Consider the following 22,706-nt stretch of genomic DNA (forward strand, 5'->3'; position numbering starts at 1 on the left):
ATGAACACCGACCCGGCCCCCGTGGTCTCCCCGCCACGGGTCGAGGGTCCAGGGGAGAACGCGGCGCCTCCCGCAGGGCTGAGCCGCCGTGAGCACGAGATGCTCACCTTCGAACGGCAGTGGTGGCGCTCGGCAGGCGCCAAGGAGACGGCGATCCGGGAGACGTTCGGCGTCACCCCCACCCGCTACTACCAGGTGCTCAACGCGCTGGTCGACCGTCCCGCTGCGCTCGCCGCCGATCCGCTGCTCGTCCGACGGCTCCGGAGGCTGCGCAACGCCCGGCGACGCGGACGTCCCTCCGAGATCCTGGGCAGCGGCGGCTCCGGCGTCTAGATTTGGTGACCGTGGGCAGGCACGCCGCGTCAGGCAGTGACGGAACGGACCAGGGGAATCCCTCGGTGGCCGGTGGCCGTCGGCGTACCGACGGCCCGGGCGCGAGCCGCCCGCCGGCCTCGAACGCCCAGCTCAGCGATCACCCCACCACGCCGGGACGGCGTGGCGGTGACCGTCCCGAGGGTGCTGCGGGCGACCCCGGTCGGCTGACCGGGGGAGCGCGCCCCGACCCGCGACGGGGCGAGCCCGCGGCCTCCGGTTCGCGCCGTCCGCCGGTCCCGCCGGTGCCCCCTCGGCGTGTCGCGCCGAACACTTCTGTCGCTCCCTTCCCAGTGCGCGCACCGGAAGCACAGCCGGACAAGTACTCGCCGGAGCGGCTCGCCGAGACGCCGTCGCGCCGCCAGCCCCCGGCCGGCGCACCGACGCCGGGCCGTCGCGCCACCGACCGCCCGGCCGCCGCCCGCACGCCGGCACCGGACCTGCCGCCGGGACATCCGTCCGCCCCGGTCCCGGGTCGCCCCGCGGCCGCCGCGGCGACGCCCGCGCCGGTTCGCGCGGCCGCGCCCGCCTCGGCCCGCCCGGCGGTGCCCGCGCGCTCGTCGGCCCCGGCCGCCGCGCCCGCGCAGGGCCGCCCGCCGGTGCCCGCCCCCACGCCCGAGCCCGCTGCCGCCGGCGCCACGCCGTGGTCGACCGCGCCCACCGGCCTGCGCGCCGACCGGCCGCGACCCGCCTCGGCCGCCCTCGCTGCCGGGCTGCGCGCGCCGGTCCAGCCCGGCACGCACCCGTCGGGCCCGATCTACGGCGACTGGACAAAGCCCAGCCGGTCCGGGACCGACGAGGACCGCGTCGTCCCGCCGGCCACCACCGCCATCCCGGAGCGGGAGGTCACCCGCGGCCGGCGTGGCGCGCCCGAGCTCGACGACGACTACGACGAGTTCGACGACTACGACGACGACCGGTTCGAGGACGACGACCGGTACGACGACGAGGACGACGACCGGTACGCCGACGACGACGACCTCGACGAGCCCGCTCCGGCCCGATCGGCCGCGCCGTCGATGGACACCGGGCCGTCGACGATGGTCCGCGGGGGTCGCGCCAAGGACCGGGAAGCGCGGCAGATCGCCGACGAGAAGCGCCGCAAGGAGCTCAAGGCCCAGGGCGAGACCATGACCGCCAAGGCCTACCTGAACGCCGAGGACCTCGACGAGAAGGGCTCCCCGCGCCGCAAGATCGTCGCCCTCGTGGCGGTGGCGATCGTCGCGCTCGGCGTGCTGGGCGTGTACTCGTTCGTCAGCCCCGACACCCAGCAGGCGTCGTCGGGCAAGCCGGCGACCAGCAGCAGCGCCTCCGCGCCGGCCAGCGGGATCGCCGACGCCACCCTGCCGGAGCTGTCGATCTCGTCGCCGCCGGTCGCCGCCGCGCCGCCGGCCGACGTCAAGGCCCCGGTCACCGTGCTCAACGAGACCAAGGTGACCGGCCTGGCCGGCAGCATCGCCGGTCAGCTGCAGGCAGCGGGCTGGGAGACGCCGGCGACCGCCGGCTACCCCGGCAGCGACATCGCGGTGACCACCGTCTACTACACCGACGGCGACGCCACCCAGCAGCAGGCCGCGCAGGCTCTGGTGAACGCGTTCCCGCAGATCCACGGGCCGGCGGTGCGCTTCTTCGACGTGCCCGGTCAGCCCGACCCCGGCCTCGTGGTCGTCGCCGCGGGCGACTGGAAGCCCTGACCCGTCCGGCGGACGGCGTCGGCCGGAACACCTCCGGCCCGCCGTCCGTTGGCCGCAGCGTGCGTCCCCTCCGCGGGCCCGTGCGCCCACGGTCGGCGCTGGGCGCCCTGCTCGCCGTCGTCCTCTCGGGCGCGCTGCTGGTCCTGCTGCCCGCCGCTCCGGCTGCGGCGGCCGACGTCCGCACCGAGGACGCCGGCGTCCCCTCCGGTTCCGGCGCCGACGCGGTGCAGCTCGACACCACGCTCTACGTCCCGGGGAGCGCGACCGCGCAGCACCCGGCCCCGGCCGTCGTCCTCGCGCACGGCTTCGGCGGCAGCAAGGAGTCGTTGGCCGACGACGCCCGCGACCTCGCCGACCGGGGCTTCGTCGTCCTCACCTACTCGGCGAGGGGGTTCGGGCGCAGCACCGGGCAGATCGGGCTGGACGACCCGCGGTTCGAGGTCGCCGACCTCTCCACGCTGATCGACCGGCTGGCGAAGCGGGCCGACGTGCTCCAGGACGGCCCCGGCGATCCGCGGGTCGGCGTCGCCGGCGCCTCCTACGGCGGGGCGCTGTCGCTGCTCGGCGCCGCCTACGACGACCGCATCGACGCCATCGCGCCGCAGATCACCTGGAACTCGCTGACCGCGGCGCTGTTCCCCTCGCAGACCGGCACCGTCGACGGCGCGCGCACGGTCGCGGCAACGCCGCAGACCCAGGACTCCGGCGTCTACAAGCGGCTGTGGGCCGGCATCTTCTTCGGCGAGGGCTCCGCGGGCCTGCTCGGAGCGCTGGCCGGCGACGGCGCCGCGCCCGCGCAGCTCGACCCGGCCGGCACCGACCCGGCGCAGGCGCAGCAGGCGCTGCTGTGCGGGCGGTTCCGTGCCGACATCTGCGCGGCGTACCAGCAGGCCGCGGCCAGCGGCGCGCTCACCCCGGAGATCGCCGCCGTCCTCGATCGCAGCAGCCCGGCCGGCGTGCTCGACCGGATCGCGGCCCCGACCCTGCTGGTGCAGGGCACCCAGGACTCCCTGTTCGGGCTCGGCCAGGCCGACGCCAACGCCCGCGGGATCGCCGCGAACGGCACACCGGTCAAGGTCGTCTGGTACGCCGGGGGCCACGACTCCGCCGCCTCCGACCGGGTCACGGCGCACCTGCGCGACCAGGTCGCCGCCTGGTTCGACTGGTACCTCCGCCCGAAGAACGACCCCGACCGCGGCACCGACCCCGGCACGGGCTTCGAGTTCCCGTCGCCGACCGGTCTCGGCGGCACCGGAGGCGGCTTCGTGCAGGGGGGCAGCCAGACCGTCGTCGCCGCTGCCTACCCCGGTCTCACCGGGGACGCCCCGGCCCGGCGGACCACGCTGCGGGTCAGCGGCCCGACCCAGCCGGTGGTCACGCCGGCCGGCGGCACCCCGGCCGCGATCACCACGGTGCCGGGCCTGGGCGCGCTCGGGTCGGCGCTGAGCGGCCAGTCGGTGGAGATCCCCGGTCAGTTCGCCGCCTTCGGCAGCGCGCCGCTGCGCTCCGCGATAGAGGTGGTCGGCGCCCCCACCGTCGACCTGGACGTCACCTCGCCCACCGGGCGGGCCACGCTGTTCGCCAAGCTCTACGACGTCGGTCCGGACGGCTCGACGACCCTGCCCTCTGGTCTGGTCGCACCGCTCGCGCTGACCGACGTCTCCGACGACCCGTCCGCGCCGACGACCGTGCGGGTGACCCTGCCGGCCATCGACCACCGCTTCGAGGCCGGGCACACGATGCGGGTCGTCGTCTCCACCACCGACCAGGCGTTCGCGCTGCCGGCCGAGGCGACCATCTACGGCGTCGGCCTGGCGCGCGCCGACCTGTCCGTGCCGACCGTCGCCGGCACCACCCAGGACACCGCCGGCTCGGGTCGCTGGTGGGTGCTGCTCGCCGCCGCTGTCGCCCTCGGTCTGCTCGGGTACGGGGCCGCGCTGCTGTGGGGACGGCGCCGCCGGCGGCGGATCTCCGCCGTCGACCCGGACGGCGAGGACGTGCCGCTGCGCTTCGAGGGCGTCACCAAGGCCTACAAGGACAAGTTCGTCGCCGTCCGCGACCTGTCGTTCGAGGTGCGGCGCGGGCAGGTGCTCGGGCTGCTCGGCCCCAACGGCGCCGGAAAGACGACGTCGCTGCGCATGCTCATGGGGCTGATCACGCCGACCGCCGGGCGGATCACCGTGTTCGGCCACGAGGCCGGCGCGGGCGCGCCCGTGCTCTCCCGGCTCGGGTCGTTCGTGGAGGGCACCGGGCTGCAGCCGCACCTGTCCGGCCGCGACAACCTGCGGCTGTACTGGGCCGCGACCGGCCGTCCCGCCGAGGACGCGCACATGGACGAGGCGATCGAGGTCGCCGGGCTGGGCAAGGCCATCGACCGGCCCGTGCGCCGCTACAGCCAGGGCATGCGCCAGCGGGTCGCCATCGCCCAGGCGATGCTCGGCCTGCCCGACCTGCTGGTGCTCGACGAGCCGACCAACGGCCTCGACCCGCCGCAGATCCACGCCATGCGCGAGGTGCTGCGCTCCTACGCGCAGACCGGCCGAACGGTCATCGTCTCCAGCCACCTGCTGGCCGAGATCGAGCAGACCTGCACGCACGTGGTGGTCATGGCCCGGGGGCAGAAGATCGCCCAGGGCACGGTCGAGGAGATCGTCGGCACCGGGGGAGCGGTCCTCGTCGGGCTGGCGGACGACGCCGAGTCCGAGCGGGCGATCGCCGTCCTCACCGGGCTGCCGGACGTGACCGCCGAGCGGACCGACGACGGCCTGGTCGCCGAGCTCGGCGGCACCGGCCGGGCGGTCGCCCTGCACGCGCTGGTCGAGGCCGGGATCGCGGTCGAGCAGTTCACGCCGCGGCGGCGGCTCGAGGACGCGTTCCTCGCGCTGGTGGGAGAGGGGCCGGTCCAGTGACCGCTGTCGAGCACGTCCAGCCCACCGGCGCCGTCGCCGGCTACCGGCCGGAGCGCACGCTGCGGCTGTCGGTCGAGCTGCGCCGGCAGTTCAAGCGGCGCCGCACGCTGGGCGTGCTGATCGGGATGGTGGCCCTGCCGCTGATCCTCATCGGCGCGCTGCAGCTCGGCGGCAGCGACAACGCGCAGGCCAACAGCCGGATCAACCTGGTCGACGTCGCCACCGACAGCGCGCTGAACTTCACGCTGTTCGTGCTGTTCGCGACCACCGGCTTCTTCCTGGTCGTGGTGTTCGCGCTGTTCTTCGGCGACACCGTGGCCAGCGAGGCGCAGTGGGGATCGCTGCGCTACACGCTCGCGACGCCCGTGCCGCGGATGCGGCTGCTCCGGCAGAAGTGGTACGCGGCGCTGGTGCTGGCGGTGGGCTCGCTGCTCACCCTGGTCGTCGTCGCGCTGGTCGCCGGCGGGATCTTCTTCGGCTTCGACGACATCCGGACGCCGGTCGGGGTGACCATCGCCCAGGGCGACGGCCTGCTGCGGCTGGCCGGCATGCTCGGCTACCTCGTCGTCCACCTGCTGGTCGTCGGCGCGCTCGGCTTCTGGTTGTCGACGATCACCGACGCGCCGCTGGCCGCGGTCGGCGGTGCGGTCTTCACCACGATCGTGTTCGCGGTGCTCGACCAGGTCGACCAGCTCGGCTCGATCCGCGACTACTTCCCGACGGCGTTCGACTTCGCCTGGACCGACCTGCTGCAGACGCCGGTGGACTCGAACGACCTGTTCCGGGGCGTGATCCAGTCGGCGGTCTACATCGCCGTCTTCACGGTGCTCGGCTTCCGGCACTTCGCCCGCCGCGACGTCACGTCCTGACCGGGGCGCTCAGCCGCCCCGGCAGGACGTCACGGCGAACGTCTCCAACCGGGCGCGGACGTCCGGTGCCGGGACGAGGTCGTACGGCCGCGGATCGCCGTCCCCCAGGGCCAGGACGAGGCCGATGATGCCGGTCCGGTAGCTCTCGCCGAGCGCGTGCACGTCGCACCGGGCCGCCACCATCGTGACGTCGAAGGAGACCTCGCCGCCGCCGTGCCGCAGCGTCGGCAACCTGCCGTCGGTGCTGAGGTCGTAGACGGTGTTCGGCCGGGTGCCGGTCACCCGGACGGCGTCGTCGCCGGACAGGCGGCGCAGGCGCACGGTGACCTGCACCGAGTGCTCGTCCACCGGCGCGACGCCGGCCACCTCGATCGCGACCTGGGCGCGCAGGGCCTCGTCGGCGCAGTCCTCGGCGTGCAGCCGCCGCACCAGCCCGTCGTCGTCGAGGGGTACGTCGAGGGTCCGGGTGCCCCCGGTCGGGTCGCGGACGACGACCTCCGCCTCGGCGGTGCCCGGCGGCCCGTCGCAGTCGGCGGTGCCCAGGACGACGGGGAAGTCGAGGGCCGTCCCGTCGGGCAGCGCCGCCTCGTTCGGCGTCGCCGCGGCGGCCGGCCAGCCGGAGGTGTCGAAGGTCAGCTGCTCGACGACGAGGCCCGGCTCGTGGGCGGTGAGCCGGACCTGCAGGCGGCGGGCCAGCTCGTCGCGCCGGTACTGCAGCAGCGCCCCGGTGACGCTTCGGTCGCCCGCGGCGGTCGAGGAGGCGGCGGGCGCGGCCGGGGTCGACGGGGCCGCCGAGCACCCGGCCAGGACGACGGCGGCCGCCGCCAGGACTGCGGTGCCACCGCGCACGGGCCGATGATGGGTGAGCCCGCCCCAGGCGGCAACAGCCCGGTCGGGGGTGGCCGGTAGAGTCGACGGCGTTCCACTCATCCAGAGGGGCAGAGGGACACGGCCCGACGAAGCCCCGGCAACCGCCGCTCGTCCTGCGAGCGGGGAGGTGCCAATTCCGTCCCGCGCGGCTCGACGGCCCGACGCGGGGAAGATGAGGAGGTAGTCGTCGCATGACCCTGACCGCCAACACCACGGTCGTCCCCAGCCCGGCGAAGGGCCTGGTCTGTCGCAACTGCGGCGCCACCTTCGGCCTCATCGCCGAGCACGCCTGCGCGGAGTGCTTCGGCCCGCTCGAGGTCGACTACGACTACGACCTGCTCAAGGCGGTCACCCGCGAGCAGATCGAGGCCGGCCCGCAGAACATCTGGCGCTACGCCCCGCTGCTGCCGGTGGGCCAGGACCCGGCGTCGCGCGTCTCGCTGAACCCCGGGATGACGCCGCTGGTGCGCGCCGACCGGCTGGCCGAGGAGCTGGGCCTCACCGGCGGGCTGTGGGTCAAGGACGACTCGGCCAACCCCACGCACTCGTTCAAGGACCGCGTGGTCAGCCTGGCCGCGACCGCCGCGAAGGGGCTCGGCTACCAGAAGATCGCCTGCGCCTCGACCGGCAACCTGGCCAACTCGGTGGCCGCGCACGCCGCCCGCGCCGGCCTGCCGTCGTTCGTGTTCATCCCGAGCGACCTCGAGCCGGGCAAGGTCGTGCAGTCGGCGGTCTACGGGCAGACCCTGGTCGCCGTCGACGGCTCCTACGACGACGTCAACCGGCTGACCAGCGAGATCGCCGAGACCGACGAGTTCGAGGACACCGCCTTCGTCAACCAGAACGTCCGGCCCTACTACGCCGAGGGCTCCAAGACGATGGGCTACGAGATCGCCGAGCAGCTCGGCTGGCGCATCCCGGCCCAGGTGGTGATCCCGATGGCGTCGGGCTCGCTGCTGACCAAGGTGGACAAGGCCTGGCGCGAGCTGACCGCGGCCGGGATCGTCGCCGACACCCCCTGGACGGTGTTCGGCGCGCAGTCGGCCGGGTGCGACCCGATCGCCACCGCCTTCGACAACGGCTGGGACGTCGTCAAGCCGGTGAAGCCGTTCGGGATCGCCAAGTCGCTCAACATCGGCAACCCGGCCGACGGGCCCTACGCGCTCGACGCGATCCGCCGCACCGGCGGTGCCGTGGGCCGGGTCGGGGACGACGAGATCGTGCAGGGCATCCTCGATCTGGCCCGCACGACGGGCGTGTTCGCCGAGACCGCGGGCGGTGTCACGGTCGCGGTGCTGCGGCAGTTGATCGCCGACGGCCGGCTCGACCCGACCCAGGAGACCGTCGTCCTCAACACCGGCGAGGGCCTCAAGACCCTCGACCCGCTCGAGCCCGTCGTGGGCTTCACCCACCGGGTCGAGCCGTCGCTGAAGTCGGTACGGGCTGCGGGGCTCATCGGCTGAAGGCGTAGGGTTGGCGGTGCCCGGTCATCCGGGGGAGCGAAAATCCCCCTGAACCGGGCATCAGTCGTGCGTGGAATTGCTGCTCCGGCGCCTCGTGTGCTGTACCGTTCCGCGCGGTTCGAGTTCCACGCACGTGTCCTGACGGGCGGAAGAGCGAGTAACCCGGTCCCTCCACAAGAGGCGGGGCCGTCCGCACGCACGAAACGTGGGAGCGCACGTGGCACAGGGCACCGTGAAGTGGTTCAACGCCGAGAAGGGCTTCGGCTTCATCGCCGTCGACGGCGGCCAGGACGTCTTCGTCCACTACTCGGCCATCCAGATGGACGGCTACAAGAGCCTCGACGAGGGCCAGCGGGTCACCTTCGAGGTCGTCCAGGGCGAGAAGGGTCCGCAGGCCGACGCCGTCCGCGTCGCCTGAGTCCTTCCTTCTGCACCGAGGCCCGGTTCCCCTTCGTGGGGAACCGGGCCTCGCTGTTCCGTCGGGCTGCCGGCCGACACCGCGGCCACGTGCCGTCCCCCGGTCGCGCTGAGCCCGGCCACGCCTCGACTCGGGGACCCTGCGGGCCCCGCTCGCCGAGCCGACCCTCGCGGGAGCGCCTCTTACGGGCGTCTCGCGGACCCTCTCCTTGCACTCGGCAGGGTCGAGTGCCAAACTCGTTTCTGGCACTCGGGGTCCCCGAGTGCCAATCATGGTCGGAACGGTGAGGCACCGGTCCGTGGGCCGACGGAGCGCCCACGACGCCTGGTGTCGTCCGTCGCGGGCGCCGCCCGACCGTGCAGCGATCCATGCATGGAGGACACCACCCACATGGCCAAGATGATCGCCTTCGAGGAAGAGGCGCGCCGCGGCCTCGAGCGGGGCATGAACACCCTCGCCGACGCCGTCAAGGTGACCCTCGGTCCGAAGGGCCGCAACGTCGTCCTCGAGAAGAAGTGGGGCGCGCCGACCATCACCAACGATGGTGTGAGCATCGCCAAGGAGATCGAGCTCGAGGATCCCTGGGAGAAGATCGGCGCCGAGCTGGTCAAGGAGGTCGCCAAGAAGACCGACGACGTCGCGGGTGACGGCACCACCACCGCCACCGTGCTCGCCCAGGCGCTCGTGCGCGAGGGTCTGCGCAACGTCGCCGCCGGCGCCAACCCGATGTCCCTGAAGAAGGGCATCGAGAAGGCCGTCGAGTCGGTCACCGAGTACCTCCTCTCGACCGCCAAGGACGTCGAGACCAAGGAGCAGATCGCCGCCACCGCGTCGATCTCCGCCGCCGACACCGCCATCGGTGAGCTCATCGCCGAGGCGATGGACAAGGTCGGCAAGGAAGGTGTCATCACCGTCGAGGAGAGCAACACCTTCGGCCTCGAGCTCGAGCTCACCGAGGGCATGCGCTTCGACAAGGGGCACCTGTCGGCGTACTTCGTCACCGACCCCGAGCGCATGGAGACCACGCTCGACGACCCGTACATCCTGGTCGTCAACAGCAAGATCAGCTCGGTCAAGGACCTGCTCCCGCTGCTGGAGAAGGTCATGCAGTCGGGCAAGCCGCTGGCCATCATCGCCGAGGACGTCGAGGGCGAGGCCCTCGCGACCCTGGTCGTGAACAAGATCCGCGGCACGTTCAAGTCCGTCGCCGTCAAGGCCCCGGGCTTCGGCGACCGCCGCAAGGCCATGCTGCAGGACATCGCGATCCTGACCGGTGGCCAGGTCGTCAGCGAGGAGGTCGGTCTCAAGCTCGAGAACGCCGACCTGTCGCTGCTGGGCCGCGCGCGCAAGTTCGTCACCACCAAGGACGAGACGACGATCATCGAGGGTGCGGGTGACGCCGACCAGATCCAGGGTCGCGTCAACCAGATCCGCGCCGAGATCGAGAAGTCGGACTCCGACTACGACCGCGAGAAGCTCCAGGAGCGCCTCGCCAAGCTGGCCGGCGGCGTCGCCGTCATCAAGGCCGGCGCGGCCACCGAGGTCGAGCTCAAGGAGCGCAAGCACCGCATCGAGGACGCGGTGCGCAACGCCAAGGCCGCCGTCGAGGAGGGCATCGTCGCCGGTGGTGGCGTCGCTCTCGCGCAGGCCACGGCCGTCGCGTTCGACAAGCTCGAGCTGGCCGGCGACGAGGCGACCGGTGCCAACATCGTGCGCGTCGCGCTCGAGGCCCCGCTGAAGCAGATCGCCGTCAACGCCGGCCTCGAGGGCGGCGTCGTGGTGGAGAAGGTCCGCAACTCGGAGACCGGCTGGGGCCTCAACGCCGCCAACGGTGAGTACGTGGACATGGTCAGCAGCGGCATCATCGACCCGGCCAAGGTGACCCGGTCGGCGCTGCAGAACGCCGCTTCCATCGCGGGTCTGTTCCTCACCACCGAGGCGGTCGTCGCCGACAAGCCGGAGAAGGCCGCCCCGGCCATGCCCGGTGGCGACGGTGGCATGGGCGGCATGGACTTCTGAGAAAGGACCCCCTCGCTCCCCGGAACACGCTTCGCGCGTCCCGGGTCCCTGCGAGGGGGCCGTCCAGAACGTCACCTGCACCACAGCACTGCCCGGCAGGGGCGGTCCGCTTCGGCGGGCCGCCCCTGTCGGCGTTCCGGGGTCAGGACGGCGCGAAGCAGCAGAACTCGTTGCCCTCGGGATCGGCGAGCACGTCCCAGCGGATCTCGTCGTCCTGGGCGCGCAGCAGGGTGGCACCGGCGGCCAGCAGGGCGTCGCGGTCGCCGTCGACGTCGAAGTGCAGCCGGTTCTTGACCGTCTTCGGTTCGGGCACCTGGTTGAACCACATGGCCGGGCCGGCGCCGGTCGGGTCGACGATCGCGATCGGGTCGGACGACGGCCGGTCGGCATCCCGGCGCACGTAGCCCAGCGCCGCGCACCACCAGTCGGCCAGCGCCTGGTGGTCCCGGGCGTCGAGACACAGGTCCTTGAAGCGGGCCGGTGCGTCAGTCACGTCCGCGGAGGGTAGGCGGTGCGTCCGTGACGGTGATCATCGGGACGTCGGGGTGGCAGTACCGCGACTGGCGCGGCCGCTTCTACCCGCAGAAGCTCGCCCAGCGGCTGTGGCTGGAGCACTACGTCGAGCACTTCGCCACCGTCGAGAGCAACAACGCCTTCTACCGGCTGCCCGAGCTCGCCACTTTCGAGAAGTGGCGCGAGCGCACGCCGCCCGACGTCCGCTGGGCGGTGAAGGCCAGCCGCTACCTGACCCACATCAAGCGGCTGCGCGAACCGGAGGAGCCGGTGGGCCGGCTGATGGAGCGGGCGGCCGGGCTCGGCCCGAAGCTCGACGTGATCCTGCTGCAGCTGCCGCCGACGCTGCGGGCCGACGCCGACCTGCTGCGCGAGTGCCTGTCCCGCTTCCCGTCCACCGTCCGGGTCGCGGTCGAGCCGCGGCACGACTCGTGGTGGACCGACGAGATCCGCGCCCTGCTCGAGCGCTACGGCGCGGCGCTGTGCTGGGCCGACCGGGACGAGCAGCCGATCGCCCCGCTCTGGCGCACCGCGGACTGGACCTACCTGCGGCTGCACCACGGCGCCGAGGGGTGGGGCTACCGCCCCGAGACCCTGCGCCTGTGGGCCGAGCGCCTCGCCGCCACGTGGACCGACGACGAGGACGCCTACGTCTACTTCAACAACGACCCCGGCTGCGCGGCGGTGATCGACGCCGTCGTCTTCGCGCAGGCCGTGCGGGACACCGGGCGGACGACGACCCGCGTCCCCACGCCCGAGCAGGCGACCGGCCTGGCCTGGACGGCGGCCTGAGACAGGTCAGCCGTCGTCGCCGCCGTGGCGGGACGAACCGTCGTCGCCGCCGTGGCCGGAGGAGTCCCCGCCCGAGGAGTCGTCGCCCGAAGACCCGCTGTGCGAGCCGGAGTCGTCGTCCCCGCCGTGGTTGTCCTCGACCTCGGGACCGTCGTCGTCGACGACGACCGGAGCCGGTGCGGGTGCCGGGGCCACCATGGGGGTGCGACCGCCGCGGTGCTGGTGGACGCCGTCGTCGTCCCCGGCCTCGTGCTCGGCCTCGACCTCGTGGGTGGTCGACGGCGTGGCCGCCGGTGGCACGACCGGGATGTCGGTCGGCGAGGCGCCGGGAGAGTCGTGCGCCGGCTCGGGGGTCGGGACGGTGGACCTGGCGGGATCGTCGACGCCCGTGACCCGGTCGTCGGCCGAGTGCGGGACGTCGAACGGCGTGACCGCCTCGATGGTGCTCGCGACGCCGTCCTGGACCGGTCCGGGCAGCACCCCGGCGGCGGCGGCGCCGGTGACCCCGGCGACGGTGACCCCGACCCCCGCGGCGACCTGGGCGACGGTGGAGGCCGACGCGATCTTGGCGGCGACGGCGGCGATGGCATGCAGCATGACTGAGACATCGGCCACACCGACGAAAACTTGAACCTTGATGGACCTTGGTCCCGGTCGGTCCCTCTAACCGGTGATCTTCCAGTAGGAGTCCTTGCGGCGGATCCGGCCGTCGGCCGCCAGGTCGAACAGGTCGCAGCCGCGCACCCGCACCTTGTCCCCGCCGGTCGTCGTCCCGGTCAGCAGCCAGCGCGACACCGCGTGGTCGCCGCAGATCCAGTGCTCGTCCTCGCCGTAGTGGACGTCGGGGATCCCCGTGAACCGCGCGGCGAGCCCCTCCCGCACGGCCGCCGCCCCGCTGTAGCGGGTGCCACCGGGGTCGCTGCCCCGGGGGGTGTCGAGCACGCAGTCGTCGGTGAAGAACTCCATGATCCGGTCGAGATCGTGCGCGTTGAACGCCTCCACCAGGTCCCGGAGGGCCGCCTCGTCCGCCATGCGCGGAGTCTTCTCCTCAGGCGGACTCGCGGGAACGGGGCAGCGCGTCGGGATCCTCGGCGTGCCGCACGCCCAGCTGCTCGGCCGCCTGCTGCAGCACGGCCTGGACGGCGAGGGTGTCCGACAGCGGCATCGTCCCGCTCTCGGTCGCGCCCGCGCGCAGGCAGTCGTCGACCTCGATCAGCTCGTGCGCGTAGCCGCCGCCGAGGTGGGGCCGGGCGATCGTCTCCGGTTCGGACCCGTTGCGGTGCAGCACGATCGTGTCCGGGTGGTGGAAGCGGGGGAGGACGTCGATCCAGCCCGCCGTCCCGAACACCCGGGCCTGGCCGGGCAGCCCGCAGCGCAGCGACGTCGTCAGGGTGGCGGTGCGGCCGTCGTCCCAGGCGAGCAGCAGCGCGGCCTCGGCGTCGGCGCCCGAGTCGAACAGCGACCCGGCCGCGGTGACCGTGTCGGGGCTGCCCATGAGCATCTGGGCGAAGCTGACGACGTAGACGCCCAGGTCGAGCAGCGCGCCGCCGCCGAGCGCCAGGTCGAACAGCCGGTCGGTCGGCTCGTAGCTCTTCAGCACCCCGAGGTCTGCCTGAACCGAGCGGACCTCGCCGATCGCGCCGTCGGCGACCAGCTCCCGCAGGCGCACGACGGCCGGCTGGAACCGGGTCCACATCGCCTCCATGACGAAGACCCCGGCCGCGCGGGCGGCGTCGACGACCTCTTGGGCGCCGGCGAGCGTGGCGGTGAACGCCTTCTCCACCAGCAGCGCCTTGCCGGCCTCGATCGCCCCCAGCGCGATCGCGTGGTGCTGGGGGTGCGGCGTGGCGATGTAGAGCGCGTCGACGTCGGGATCGGCGAGCAGCGCCGCGTACGAGCCGTACGCCCGGTCGATGCCGTGCCGTTCCGCGAAGTCCTGGGCGCGCGACTGCGCCCGCGAGGCGACCGCGACGCAGCGGGCGCCGTCGACGACGGCGAAGTCGCGGACCAGGTTCTCGGCGATGCGGCCCGGTCCCACCACGCCCCAGCGGATCTCGTCGTTCACGACGGCGACGCTATCGGGCCCCCGTAACGCAGCAGGTTGCCGTCGTCGTCGATGTGCGCGCCCTCGCGCACGTGCCACGGCTTGTCCTCCGGCGCGAGGTCGCGCCCGATCCCGGCGGCCGACCACTGCGCGTGCACCGCGTCGGGGTCGGGGACGTGCAGGAACACCGCCGACGCCGTGCGCAGGGGGTCGTGCCCTTCGTGCACCGACAGGTGCAGCTCCAGGCCCCGCCAGGCCGCGAAGCCGTAGTCCTCCGACCAGCGGCTGGTGAGGAAGCCGAGCGCCGCGTAGTGCTCCAGCGCCCGGTCGAGGTCGGACACGGGCAGGATCGGCGAGGCGCGCACATCGCTCACCAGGGCAGACTGCACCCGTGGCCGTGCTGATCGACAGCCCCGTGTGGCACTGGCGGGGGCGCAGGTGGTCGCACCTGGTCAGCGACGTGTCCTACGACGAGCTGCACGCGTTCGTGGCCGCGGAGCTGGGCATCCCGCGCCGGGCCTTCCAGGGGGACCACTACGACATCCCCGAGGACCTCTACGACGTGGCGGTCGAGTCCGGCGCCGAGCCGGTCGGCGCGCGCGAGCTGCTCAGCCGCCTGCGGGCGGCCGGTCTGCGGCGGAAGAAGCCGCACGAGCCCTCAGCAGGATGAGCTCGGCGGTCAGGTTGGCCCGGGCGCGCTCGGTCCACTGCTCGGCGAGGGCGGGCAGCCGGTAGAGCGCCGGCAGCGCGAGCAGCTGCTCGAGCACCGCCGCCCGGCCGGCGGCGAACACCGCGTCGGGGAGGTGGCCGTACTCCTCGCGGATCGCCGAGGCGTACGTCGCGTAGGCCTCCGGTGGGCTGGCCAGGACGGCGAGGTCGGCGTCGCAGAGCACCGCACCGTCGGCGTCGTCCGGACCGGGGTCGTGCCCGGCGGTGAGCAGCACCAGCCGCTCCACCTCGGCCAGCCGCGCCTCGTCGACCAGCCCGCGCAGCCCCGCCCGGGCCCGCGCGGCGCTGACCAGCTCGTTGTCGGCGCGCTGCGGGTCGTAGACGACGTCGTGGTACCAGGCGGCCAGCCGGACGGCGTCCGGATCGGCCGCCGCCGACGCCAGCTCGCCGACGATGCCGAGCACCGCGGCCAGGTGCGCCAGGTCGTGATAGCGGCGGTGCGGCTCGCTCCACGCCTCGACGACGGCTGCCCACTCGGTGCGCGAGGTGGGGGAGTCGCCGGCCAGCGCGGCCCACGACTCGAAGCCCACGAGCTCGCTCACCGCACGCCCGCCGTCCGCATCGCGAGCAGGGTGAACGCGCGGGCGGCCAGGACGACGTCGGCGATCGGCACCTGCTCCCGCGGGCCGTGCGCCAGCCGGAGGTCTCCGGGGCCGTAGTGCAGCGTCGGGATGCCGGCCGCCGCGTACTGCCGCAGGTCGCTGCCCGCCGCGATGGCGCGCTCCTCGAGCTCACCGCCGCCGGCGTCGGCGACGGCCACCCGGGTCGCGCCCAGCAGGGGATGCCCCGGCGGCAGCTGGCCGCTGGCGAAGCTCCCGCCGGTCCAGGCGACGCGCACCGGGTGCTCGGCGAGCCAGGGGTGCGCCGCGCAGAAGGCGGCGACCCGCTCCTCGAACACCCGCCGGGCGGCCTCGACCGGCTCGCCCACGATCACGCCGTAGCGGCCCTCGGCGACCAGCCGGTCGGGCACGGAGCTGGCCCAGTCGCCGGTGCTCAGCCGGCCGACGGACAGGCCGTAGGGGAAGCGGCTCTCCCCGAAGCGGGGGTCGGCGTCCTTCTGCCGCTCGGCCTCCAGGTCCCGGAGGTCGGCGTGCAGCTCCTCGAACAGCTCGAGCGCGCTCACGCCCTCGTCGCGGTAGGCCGCGTGCGCGGCGTGCCCGGAGACCTCCAGCCGGAAGGTCAGCGCGCCGGCGTTCGCGGTGACGGCGGCGCCCGCCGTCGGCTCGGGGATCACGCAGACCTCCCCGCGGTGCCCGCGCCGCAGCGTCGCCCAGGCACCGAGTCCGCCGTCCTCCTCGCCGACCACGCTGTGCACCGCGACCGGGCGGGCCAACCGCACGCCGGCGGTCCGCAGCGCGGCCAGCGCGCCCAGCGCGGCGACCAGGCCGGCCTTCATGTCGCACGCCCCGCGGCCGTGCAGCGCGCCGCCCTCGACGCGGGGGGTGAAGGGGTCGGCCGGCCACAGCGCGCGGTCGCCGGCCGGGACGACGTCGGTGTGCCCGCAGAACACCAGCGCCGGGACGCCGTCCCCGGGCAGCGTGCCGACGACGCCCCACGCCTCGGCGCGCTCGACCTCCTGACCCGGCGCGTCGGGCGCCGTCGCGGCCTCGGCGAGATCGATCGCCCACCGGTCGACGTCGCAGCCCAGCGCCGCCAGCTCGTCGCCGACGAGGTGCTGCGCCTCGCTCTCGGCGGCGGTCCCGCCGACCGAGGGGACGGAGACCAGGCCGCGCAGCCGGTCGACCAGCCAGGTCTCGTCGACCGCGTCCAGGGCGCGCTGCTCCGCCGTCGTCAGGTCCGCCACGCAGGCGAGTCTGGCACCCGTCGTGCGGCGAGCCGTGTCCCGGAGCGGGCCGGGGGAGTTAGCTTGGCGCGCGTGACGCAACCGCCGCCTCCTCCTGGCTGGTACCCGGACCCCGCCGGCAGCGGCGGAACCCGGTGGTGGAACGGGCAGGGCTGGACCGAGCACGTCCAGGCCCCGCCGACGCCCCCGCCCCCGCCGCCGGTCCAGCAGCAGCACACCCCACCGCCGCCTCCTCCGCCGCAGCAGCACACCCCGCCGCCCCCGCCCTCGCCGTCCGACGGGCAGCAGGCGCCGCAGGCGGTCGCCGCACCGCCCGGGGCCTCGCTGTACGACCAGTCGGTCATCGTGGTCAGCCAGCGGACGAAGCTGATCGAGCTGACCAACGAGTACGCGGTCTACGACGGCCAGGGGCAGCAGATCGGCGCGGTCGTCGAGATCGGGCAGAACGCGGCGAAGAAGGCGCTGCGGTTCGTGTCGAACTTCGACCAGTTCCTGACCCACCGGCTCGAGGTCCGCGACGCGCACGGCGTGCGGCTGGCGCTCACCCGGCCGGCCAAGCTGGTCAAGTCACGGGTGGTCGTCACCCGTGGCGACGGCGCCCCGATCGGCGAGATCGTGCAGGCCAACGTGTTCGGCAAGATCCGCTTCGACCTGGTGGCGAACGGTCAGCTGGTCGGGGCCATCCAGGCGGAGAACTGGCGCGCCTGGAACTTCGCGATCAGCGACGCCGCGGGCACCGAGGTCGCGAGGATCACGAAGACGTGGGAAGGACTGGCCAAGACGCTGTTCACCACGGCCGACAACTACGTCGTCCACATCCACTTCCGGCTGCCCGAGCCGCTGGCCAGCATGGTCCTCGCCGCGGCGCTGACCGTGGACACCGCGCTCAAGCAGGACGACCGCGGCTTCAACTAGGCCGCCGTTGCATTCCGAGTTCCGCGGGTATGGTCGAAGACGTCCGGGCCGGGTGATCTGTGCCCCCGGGTGCCAATTGGTTACCGCCTTCACGGACTACCGCCCCGACCTCGGTCGGGGGCCTGGAGCCGCGTTGTGCATCTCGCCGCGAGGCGGCCAGCACTCGGTCCGGACCCGAACGCGCGACGGCCCCCGTCCCTTCGCCGGGACGGGGGCCGTCGCGCGTCGATCAGTAGGTCTCGTCGGTGGTGGTCCGCCGGGCGGGCATGCCGTCCGCCGTCCTGCCGTACGCGTCGGTCTGCACCATGCGCCGGCGACGCGGCGCCCAGACGGCGAGCTCCACGATCACGCCGATCGCCCCGACCACCATCAGGATCCAGCCGACGACCCGCAGATCGATGCCGCTGAGTTGCACGTTCACCGCGAAGGCGAGGATCGCCCCGAGAGCGATCAGCACGATTCCGGTTCCGAGACGCATCTGCGCTCCTCTTCTCGAAGGGTCCCCCGCGGGTTGGGCGCGCGCTGGGATACCCGATCCGGCCCCTGAGCACGCCTGTTTCCCCCTTACGGGTGTCCTGAGGTCCCCTTAGACCCCTCAGCTGCCCCTATCGGCCCAGGACTGCGTGGTCGACCGATGCCGGGGCCCACCCCTCAGCACGAACCTTCTCCTCACTGACGCAGAAGAAGAAGGAGAAGACGATGTCGACCTACACCAACCCGGCCCTCGAGGCGGAACTCGCCTACCGTCGCGAGCAGCTGCGCACCTCGGCCGAGCGCTCCCGCAGCCGCCGCTGGTCGTTCGCCCGCCGCCGGCACTCGCTCTGAGCGCCACTCCGGTGGTCGCCGCGCCCGTCCTGTCGGGGGGTCGTGCCACGATCTTCGACGTGCCGCGATGGGACGACGGACCGATGGTGGGCCGAGCCGAGGAGCTCGACCACCTGATGGCGCACGTCCGGCGTGCCGCCGACGGCCGACCGTCGGCGGTGCTGCTCGCCGGCGACGCCGGGGTCGGCAAGACCCGGCTGCTCGACGAGCTGGCCGAGCGCGCCACCACCGAGGGCGTGCGCGTCCTGGTCGGCCACTGCGTCGACCTCGGCGACGTCGGCCTGCCGTACCTGCCCTTCGTCGACCTGCTGCGGCCGGTCGCCGCCGATCCCGAGCTGGCCCCGGCGGCGGCCGGCCTCCCCGCGCTGACCGACCTGCTGGCCGGGCGTCCCGGGGTCACCGGCGCCGAGGGGCCTGACGCCGGCGACTTCGGCCGCGCCGTGCCCCACCGCAGCCTGCGCCCCGCGGTCGACGACGGGCGGCTGCAGCTGTTCGAGTCCGTGGCCGCGCTGCTCGGTGAGCTGACCGCGGCGGCGCCGCTGCTGATCATGCTCGAGGACCTGCACTGGGCCGACCGGTCCAGCCGCGACCTGCTGCGCTACCTGCTGGCCCGCCTGGTCGACGAGCGGGTCACCATCGTCGCCTCCTACCGCTCCGACGACCTGCACCGGCGGCACCCCCTGCGCCCGCTGCTGGCCGAGCTCGTCCGGCTGCCGGCGGTCGAGCGGCTGGAGCTGGCGCCCCTGCCCGACGCCGCGGTCGAGCAGCTCGTGCGCCGGCTGGCCGAGCAGGCCGGCTGCCTCGACCGCAGCTCCGTCGACGACGTCGTCGCCCGCGCCGAGGGGAACGCCTTCTACGCCGAGGAGCTGCTCGCCGCCGGCCTGGAGGGCGAGACCCTGCCGATGGCGCTCACCGACGTCCTCCTGGCCCGGGTGGAGCTGCTCTCGGAGGCCGCGCAGCAGGTGCTGCGGGTCGCCGCGGTCGCCGGCCGGCGCGTGCGGCACGAGCTGGTCGCCGCCGTCAGCGGCCTGGGCACCGGTGAGCTGGAGGCCGCCCTCGCCGAGGCCGTGCACCACCACCTGCTCGTGGTCTCCGACGACGGGCGCTACCGCTTCCGGCACGCGCTGCTGCGCGAGGCCGTGCTGGCCGACCTGCTGCCGGGGGAGCGGGTGCGGCTGCACGCCGCCGTCGCCGCCTACCTGACCGCGAACCCCTCCGCCGGCACCGCCGCAGAACGCGCTCACCACGCCCGCGAGAGCAACGACCTGCCCGCCGCGCTGGGCGCCTCGCTGGAGGCCGCGGCCGAGGCGAAGCGGGCCGGCGCGCCCGCCGAGCAGCTGCAGCAGCTGGAGGCCGCGCTGGCCCTGTGGCCGGCCGTGCCCGACGCCGCCGAGCGCGCCGGCCGCAGCCAGATCGAGCTGCTGGTGGAGACCGCGGGCGCGGCCCGCTCCGGCGGCGACGTGCACCGCGGCATCGCGCTGCTGCGGTCGGCGCGCGACACCCTCGGCCAGGACGGCGACCCGTTGCTGCGCGCCCGTGTGCACTACACGCTCGCCCAGGCGCTGATCTGGATCGACGACCTGGTCGGCGCGCACCGCGAGACCAGCGCGGCGATGGCTCTCGTCCCCGCCGACCCGCCGAGCCCCGAGCGCACCTGGGCGGCGGCCACCCACGCGCGCGCCGCCTACTACGTGGAGTGCGCGCAGGACGCCGACGCCGCCGCCGAGGAGGCGCTCACGGCCGCCGACGCGCTCGGCCTGGACAGCGCGTGGGCCGACACCGCCGTGTCGGTGGCGCGGATGCACGAGGAGGCCGACTACGACGCGGTGCAGAAGCGCCTCGCCGAGGCGCTGACCCGTGCCCGCCGCTCCGGCGACCTCGACGTCGAGATGCGGGTGCTGTTCAACCAGGCGATCGTCGCCTACGAGGCCGGCGACCTGGCCGACACGCTCGCCCGGAGCACCGCGGCCGTCGACCGGGCCTGCGCGATCGGCATCGAGTGGTCGTTCTACGCCGCCGAGCTGCGCCACCTGCAGGTCGTCGCGGGCTACATGACCGGCGACTGGGACGTCAGCCTGGCCGCCGCCGACCAGCTGGCCCGCGTGCCCGAGATGGCCGCTCACGTCCGGGCCGCAGGCCTCCTGGTGCAGGTCGGTCGCGGCGACCCCGCCGCGGCCGACCGGGTCGCCTGGGCGCGCTCGCTGTCCTCGCGGTTCGGCACCCAGGTCATGCTGATGATCACCGCGGCGGCGGCCGACATCGACCTCGCCGGGTGGGCCGGGGACGCCGCGACCGCGGTCCGGCGCGCCGAGGAGTCGGTGCACAAGGTCGCCGAGATCTGGAAGGTCGACCGGATGGCCGCCGTCCGGCTCGTCGCGATGGCCCTGTCCGCGGCGGCCGACGCGGCCGACGCCGCCCGGTTGCTCCGCGACACGGCCACCGCCGACCGGTGGGTGGCCGACGGCGAGCGGCTGGTGCGGCTGGCCGCCGAGGCGGTCGAGGCCTACGTCGCCGGTGGGGGGCTGATCGGCGCCGAGGGCCGGGCCTGGCAGCGACGGCTCGACGCCGAGTGGGCGCGGCTGCGCGCCGAGCCGACCGTCGAGCACCGGCGCGCCGACGCCGCCGCCTTCGCCGAGCTGGGGCACGTGTACGAGGAGGCCCGGTCGCGCTGGCGGCTGGCCCAGGCGCTGCTGGCCGCCGACGAGCGCGCGGCCGCGGCCGAGGAGCTGCGCGCGGCGCACGCCGTCGCGGTGCAGCTGGGCGCGCGACCGCTGCGCGAGGCGGTCGAGGCGCTGGCCCGCCGCGGCCGCATCGAGCTCGAGGGCGCCGGCCGGATCGTCGAGACCGCCGCGGTGTTCACCCCGCGGGAGGCCGAGGTGCTCGCGCTGCTGGCGCAGGGCCGGACCAACAAGCAGATCGGCGCGGAGCTCTACATCAGCGAGAAGACCGCGAGCGTGCACGTCAGCAACATCCTGGCCAAGCTCGAGGCCGGTGGCCGCACGGAGGCCGTGGCGATCGCCGCCCAGCGCGGCCTGCTGCCGACGTCCTGAACGCGTTCAGTCCTCCGTCTGGCCCAGCAGCCAACCGCCGGGGTCGGCGAGCTCGTTGGCCGCGACCGGACCCCACGAGCCAGGGGCGTAGGGCTGCACGGCGGGCCGGTCCTCGAGCAGCGGGGCGACCGCCCGCCAGGCCGCGGCCAGCCCCTCGCTGGTGGTGAACAGCGACCGGTCGCCGACCACCACGTCGTGGATGAGCGAGACGTAGGGCGGCAGCGGGTCGCCGCCGGGCACGTCGCCCAGCGACAGCGACGACGTCGCCTCGGCCAGCGCGAGGTCCGGGCCGGGCTCCTTGGTCACCATGCGCACGTCGACCGCGCCCGGGCCCTCGACCGACAGGCTCAGCACGTTGCCGTGGCCGGGCAGCTGCGTCACCGGCCCGTCGGGCTTGCGCAGCAGCAGGCTCACCCGCTGCGCCGAGTCCGCCATGCGCTTGCCCGTGCGCAGCAGGAAGGGGACGCCGTGCCAGCGATCGGTGTCCACCCAGAGCCGGGCGGCGACGAAGGTGTCGGTCTGCGAGTCGTCGGCGATGCCCTCGATGTCGGTGTAGCCCTCGAACTGGCCGAGGACGACGTCCTCCTTGGCCAGCGGGCGGAACGCGGCCAGCACCGCCTCGCGGGCCTCCTGCAGGTCCTCCGGCCTGAGGCTGACCGGTGGCTCCATGGCCACCTCCGCGGCCACTTGGAACAGGTGGGTCACCAGCATGTCCAGGGTCGCGCCGGTGGCGTCGTAGAAGCTCGCGCGCTGCGCGACGTCCAGCGTCTCCGGGACGTCGATCTGCACCTGCTGCACGTGCTCGCGGTTCCAGACGTGCTCGAACAGCCCGTTGGCGAACCGCAGCACGTGCAGGTCCTGCGTGCCCTCCTTGCCCAGGAAGTGGTCGATCCGGAAGACCTGCTCCTCGTCGAGCACGCCCAGCACCAGGTCGTCGAGCTCCCGGAACGACTCCGGCGAGGTGCCGTACGGCTTCTCGTAGACCACCCGCGCCCGGTCGGTCAGCCCGTGCTCGTGCAGCCCGCGGGTCAGCCCCTCGAACGCCTCGGGCGGGACGGCGAGGTAGTGCACGAACTGCACGTCGTCCCCGAGGTCGCCCTTGGCCTCCGCGATCACGTCGAGCAGGCTGCCCGGGTCGTCGGCGGCGAAGCCGCCGCCGGCGAACCGCAGCTTGCCGCGGACGTCGTCCCACGGTCCGTCGTCCGGCTTCGGTCCGAACTCCTCGAGCGCGTCGTGCACCCGGCCGGCGAAGTCCTCGTGCGAGACGTCCCCGCGGCCGTTGCCGATGAGCCGCCACTGCTTGGGCAGCAGATCGCGCCGGGCGAGGTCGTAGAACGCCGGCAGCACCATGCGCCGGGCGAGGTCACCGGTGGCGCCGAACAGCACGAAGATCGTGGGCGGCAGGTCCGAGGAGGTCACG

General features: G+C 74.2%; 22 protein-coding genes and 1 riboswitch. Of the genes, 12 read left to right on the top strand and 10 right to left on the bottom strand.

The annotated features are described in order from the left end of the window. From GGQ55_RS12085 to GGQ55_RS12100, 4 genes are all read left to right on the top strand, one after another. Positions 1 to 333 carry a DUF3263 domain-containing protein gene (locus GGQ55_RS12085; RefSeq protein WP_179717002.1) on the top strand — a complete coding sequence of 111 codons (333 nt, stop codon included), beginning with the start codon at positions 1 to 3 and terminating at the stop codon, positions 331 to 333. Positions 334 to 665: 332 nt separating this feature from the next. After that, a complete protein-coding gene (locus GGQ55_RS28375) occupies positions 666 to 2,066 on the top strand; it encodes a LytR C-terminal domain-containing protein (RefSeq protein WP_179717004.1) in 1,401 nt (466 codons plus the stop codon). An 80-nt stretch (positions 2,067 to 2,146) separates the two neighbouring features. Beyond that, a complete protein-coding gene (locus tag GGQ55_RS12095) occupies positions 2,147 to 4,975 on the top strand; it encodes an alpha/beta fold hydrolase (protein ID WP_366489150.1) in 2,829 nt (942 codons plus the stop codon). Continuing rightward, positions 4,972 to 5,844: an ABC transporter permease gene (locus GGQ55_RS12100; RefSeq protein ID WP_179717008.1), complete on the top strand. Its 873-nt coding sequence runs from the start codon at positions 4,972 to 4,974 to the stop codon at positions 5,842 to 5,844. The genes GGQ55_RS12095 and GGQ55_RS12100 overlap by 4 nt, the downstream gene beginning before the upstream one ends. 9 nt (positions 5,845 to 5,853) lie before the next feature. Here GGQ55_RS12100 and GGQ55_RS12105 read toward each other — a convergent pair whose 3' ends face one another. Next, positions 5,854 to 6,693, bottom strand: a complete 840-nt coding sequence (locus GGQ55_RS12105) for a hypothetical protein (protein ID WP_179717010.1) — start codon at positions 6,691 to 6,693, stop codon at positions 5,854 to 5,856. A gap of 74 nt (positions 6,694 to 6,767) precedes the next feature. Next, positions 6,768 to 6,893: riboswitch (SAM riboswitch) on the top strand. 12 nt (positions 6,894 to 6,905) lie between these two features. Here GGQ55_RS12105 and thrC point away from each other — a divergent pair. The 3 genes from thrC to groL all read left to right on the top strand — a co-directional run bounded on the left by thrC (position 6,906) and on the right by groL (position 10,614). Beyond that, entirely contained in the window at positions 6,906 to 8,177 is a 1,272-nt protein-coding gene (gene thrC / locus GGQ55_RS12110) for a threonine synthase (protein WP_179717012.1), read from the top strand. Between the two features lie 217 nt (positions 8,178 to 8,394). After that, positions 8,395 to 8,595: a cold-shock protein gene (locus GGQ55_RS12115; protein WP_091218572.1), complete on the top strand. Its 201-nt coding sequence runs from the start codon at positions 8,395 to 8,397 to the stop codon at positions 8,593 to 8,595. Positions 8,596 to 8,985: 390 nt separating this feature from the next. After that, positions 8,986 to 10,614, top strand: coding sequence for a chaperonin GroEL (groL, locus tag GGQ55_RS12120; protein ID WP_179722645.1), 1,629 nt, complete (start codon positions 8,986 to 8,988; stop codon positions 10,612 to 10,614). 142 nt (positions 10,615 to 10,756) lie between these two features. Here groL and GGQ55_RS12125 read toward each other — a convergent pair whose 3' ends face one another. Further along, positions 10,757 to 11,107: a VOC family protein gene (locus GGQ55_RS12125; RefSeq protein WP_179717014.1), complete on the bottom strand. Its 351-nt coding sequence runs from the start codon at positions 11,105 to 11,107 to the stop codon at positions 10,757 to 10,759. A 26-nt stretch (positions 11,108 to 11,133) separates the two neighbouring features. On the opposite strand from GGQ55_RS12125, the gene GGQ55_RS12130 reads away from it, so the two are divergent. Continuing rightward, on the top strand, positions 11,134 to 11,919 hold the full coding sequence (locus GGQ55_RS12130) for a DUF72 domain-containing protein (RefSeq protein ID WP_179717016.1): 786 nt from the start codon (positions 11,134 to 11,136) through the stop codon (positions 11,917 to 11,919). A gap of 6 nt (positions 11,920 to 11,925) precedes the next feature. On the opposite strand, the gene GGQ55_RS12135 is transcribed toward GGQ55_RS12130, so the two are convergent. From GGQ55_RS12135 to GGQ55_RS28380, 4 genes are all read right to left on the bottom strand, one after another. Next, a complete protein-coding gene (locus GGQ55_RS12135) occupies positions 11,926 to 12,516 on the bottom strand; it encodes a hypothetical protein (RefSeq protein WP_179717018.1) in 591 nt (196 codons plus the stop codon). Between the two features lie 66 nt (positions 12,517 to 12,582). Continuing rightward, a complete protein-coding gene (locus GGQ55_RS12140) occupies positions 12,583 to 12,951 on the bottom strand; it encodes a nuclear transport factor 2 family protein (protein ID WP_179717020.1) in 369 nt (122 codons plus the stop codon). A 16-nt stretch (positions 12,952 to 12,967) separates the two neighbouring features. After that, positions 12,968 to 13,984, bottom strand: a complete 1,017-nt coding sequence (locus tag GGQ55_RS12145) for a Gfo/Idh/MocA family protein (protein WP_179717021.1) — start codon at positions 13,982 to 13,984, stop codon at positions 12,968 to 12,970. Continuing rightward, a complete protein-coding gene (locus tag GGQ55_RS28380) occupies positions 13,981 to 14,337 on the bottom strand; it encodes a bleomycin resistance protein (protein ID WP_246323803.1) in 357 nt (118 codons plus the stop codon). Before GGQ55_RS28380 ends, GGQ55_RS12145 begins: the two co-directional genes overlap by 4 nt. Positions 14,338 to 14,354: 17 nt before the next feature. On the opposite strand from GGQ55_RS28380, the gene GGQ55_RS12155 reads away from it, so the two are divergent. Beyond that, positions 14,355 to 14,633 carry a DUF4031 domain-containing protein gene (locus GGQ55_RS12155; RefSeq protein ID WP_179717025.1) on the top strand — a complete coding sequence of 93 codons (279 nt, stop codon included), beginning with the start codon at positions 14,355 to 14,357 and terminating at the stop codon, positions 14,631 to 14,633. Here GGQ55_RS12155 and GGQ55_RS12160 read toward each other — a convergent pair. Both GGQ55_RS12160 and GGQ55_RS12165 read right to left on the bottom strand, forming a co-directional pair. Next, positions 14,572 to 15,234: an HD domain-containing protein gene (locus GGQ55_RS12160; RefSeq protein ID WP_179717027.1), complete on the bottom strand. Its 663-nt coding sequence runs from the start codon at positions 15,232 to 15,234 to the stop codon at positions 14,572 to 14,574. The two genes, GGQ55_RS12155 and GGQ55_RS12160, sit on opposite strands and share 62 nt — an antisense overlap. Continuing rightward, positions 15,231 to 16,496, bottom strand: a complete 1,266-nt coding sequence (locus tag GGQ55_RS12165; RefSeq protein WP_179717028.1) for an ArgE/DapE family deacylase — start codon at positions 16,494 to 16,496, stop codon at positions 15,231 to 15,233. Before GGQ55_RS12165 ends, GGQ55_RS12160 begins: the two co-directional genes overlap by 4 nt. Positions 16,497 to 16,568: 72 nt before the next feature. On the opposite strand from GGQ55_RS12165, the gene GGQ55_RS12170 reads away from it, so the two are divergent. Continuing rightward, positions 16,569 to 17,411, top strand: coding sequence for an LURP-one-related family protein (locus GGQ55_RS12170; protein ID WP_179717030.1), 843 nt, complete (start codon positions 16,569 to 16,571; stop codon positions 17,409 to 17,411). 229 nt (positions 17,412 to 17,640) lie between these two features. Here the strand turns inward: GGQ55_RS12170 and GGQ55_RS12175 are convergent, their stop codons facing one another. Next, positions 17,641 to 17,889 (bottom strand): DUF6458 family protein, encoded by a 249-nt coding sequence (locus tag GGQ55_RS12175; protein ID WP_179717031.1) that lies wholly within the window; start codon positions 17,887 to 17,889, stop codon positions 17,641 to 17,643. Between the two features lie 221 nt (positions 17,890 to 18,110). On the opposite strand from GGQ55_RS12175, the gene GGQ55_RS27765 reads away from it, so the two are divergent. After that, entirely contained in the window at positions 18,111 to 18,236 is a 126-nt protein-coding gene (locus GGQ55_RS27765; RefSeq protein ID WP_281371301.1) for a hypothetical protein, read from the top strand. Between the two features lie 59 nt (positions 18,237 to 18,295). After that, positions 18,296 to 21,286, top strand: a complete 2,991-nt coding sequence (locus GGQ55_RS12180; RefSeq protein WP_366489157.1) for a helix-turn-helix transcriptional regulator — start codon at positions 18,296 to 18,298, stop codon at positions 21,284 to 21,286. Positions 21,287 to 21,292: 6 nt separating this feature from the next. Here the strand turns inward: GGQ55_RS12180 and GGQ55_RS12185 are convergent, their stop codons facing one another. After that, entirely contained in the window at positions 21,293 to 22,705 is a 1,413-nt protein-coding gene (locus GGQ55_RS12185) for a glucose-6-phosphate dehydrogenase (protein ID WP_366489159.1), read from the bottom strand. Position 22,706 lies beyond the last annotated feature (1 nt).

This window comes from Petropleomorpha daqingensis, from assembly GCF_013408985.1.
Taxonomy (GTDB): Bacteria; Actinomycetota; Actinomycetes; order Mycobacteriales; family Geodermatophilaceae; genus Petropleomorpha; species Petropleomorpha daqingensis.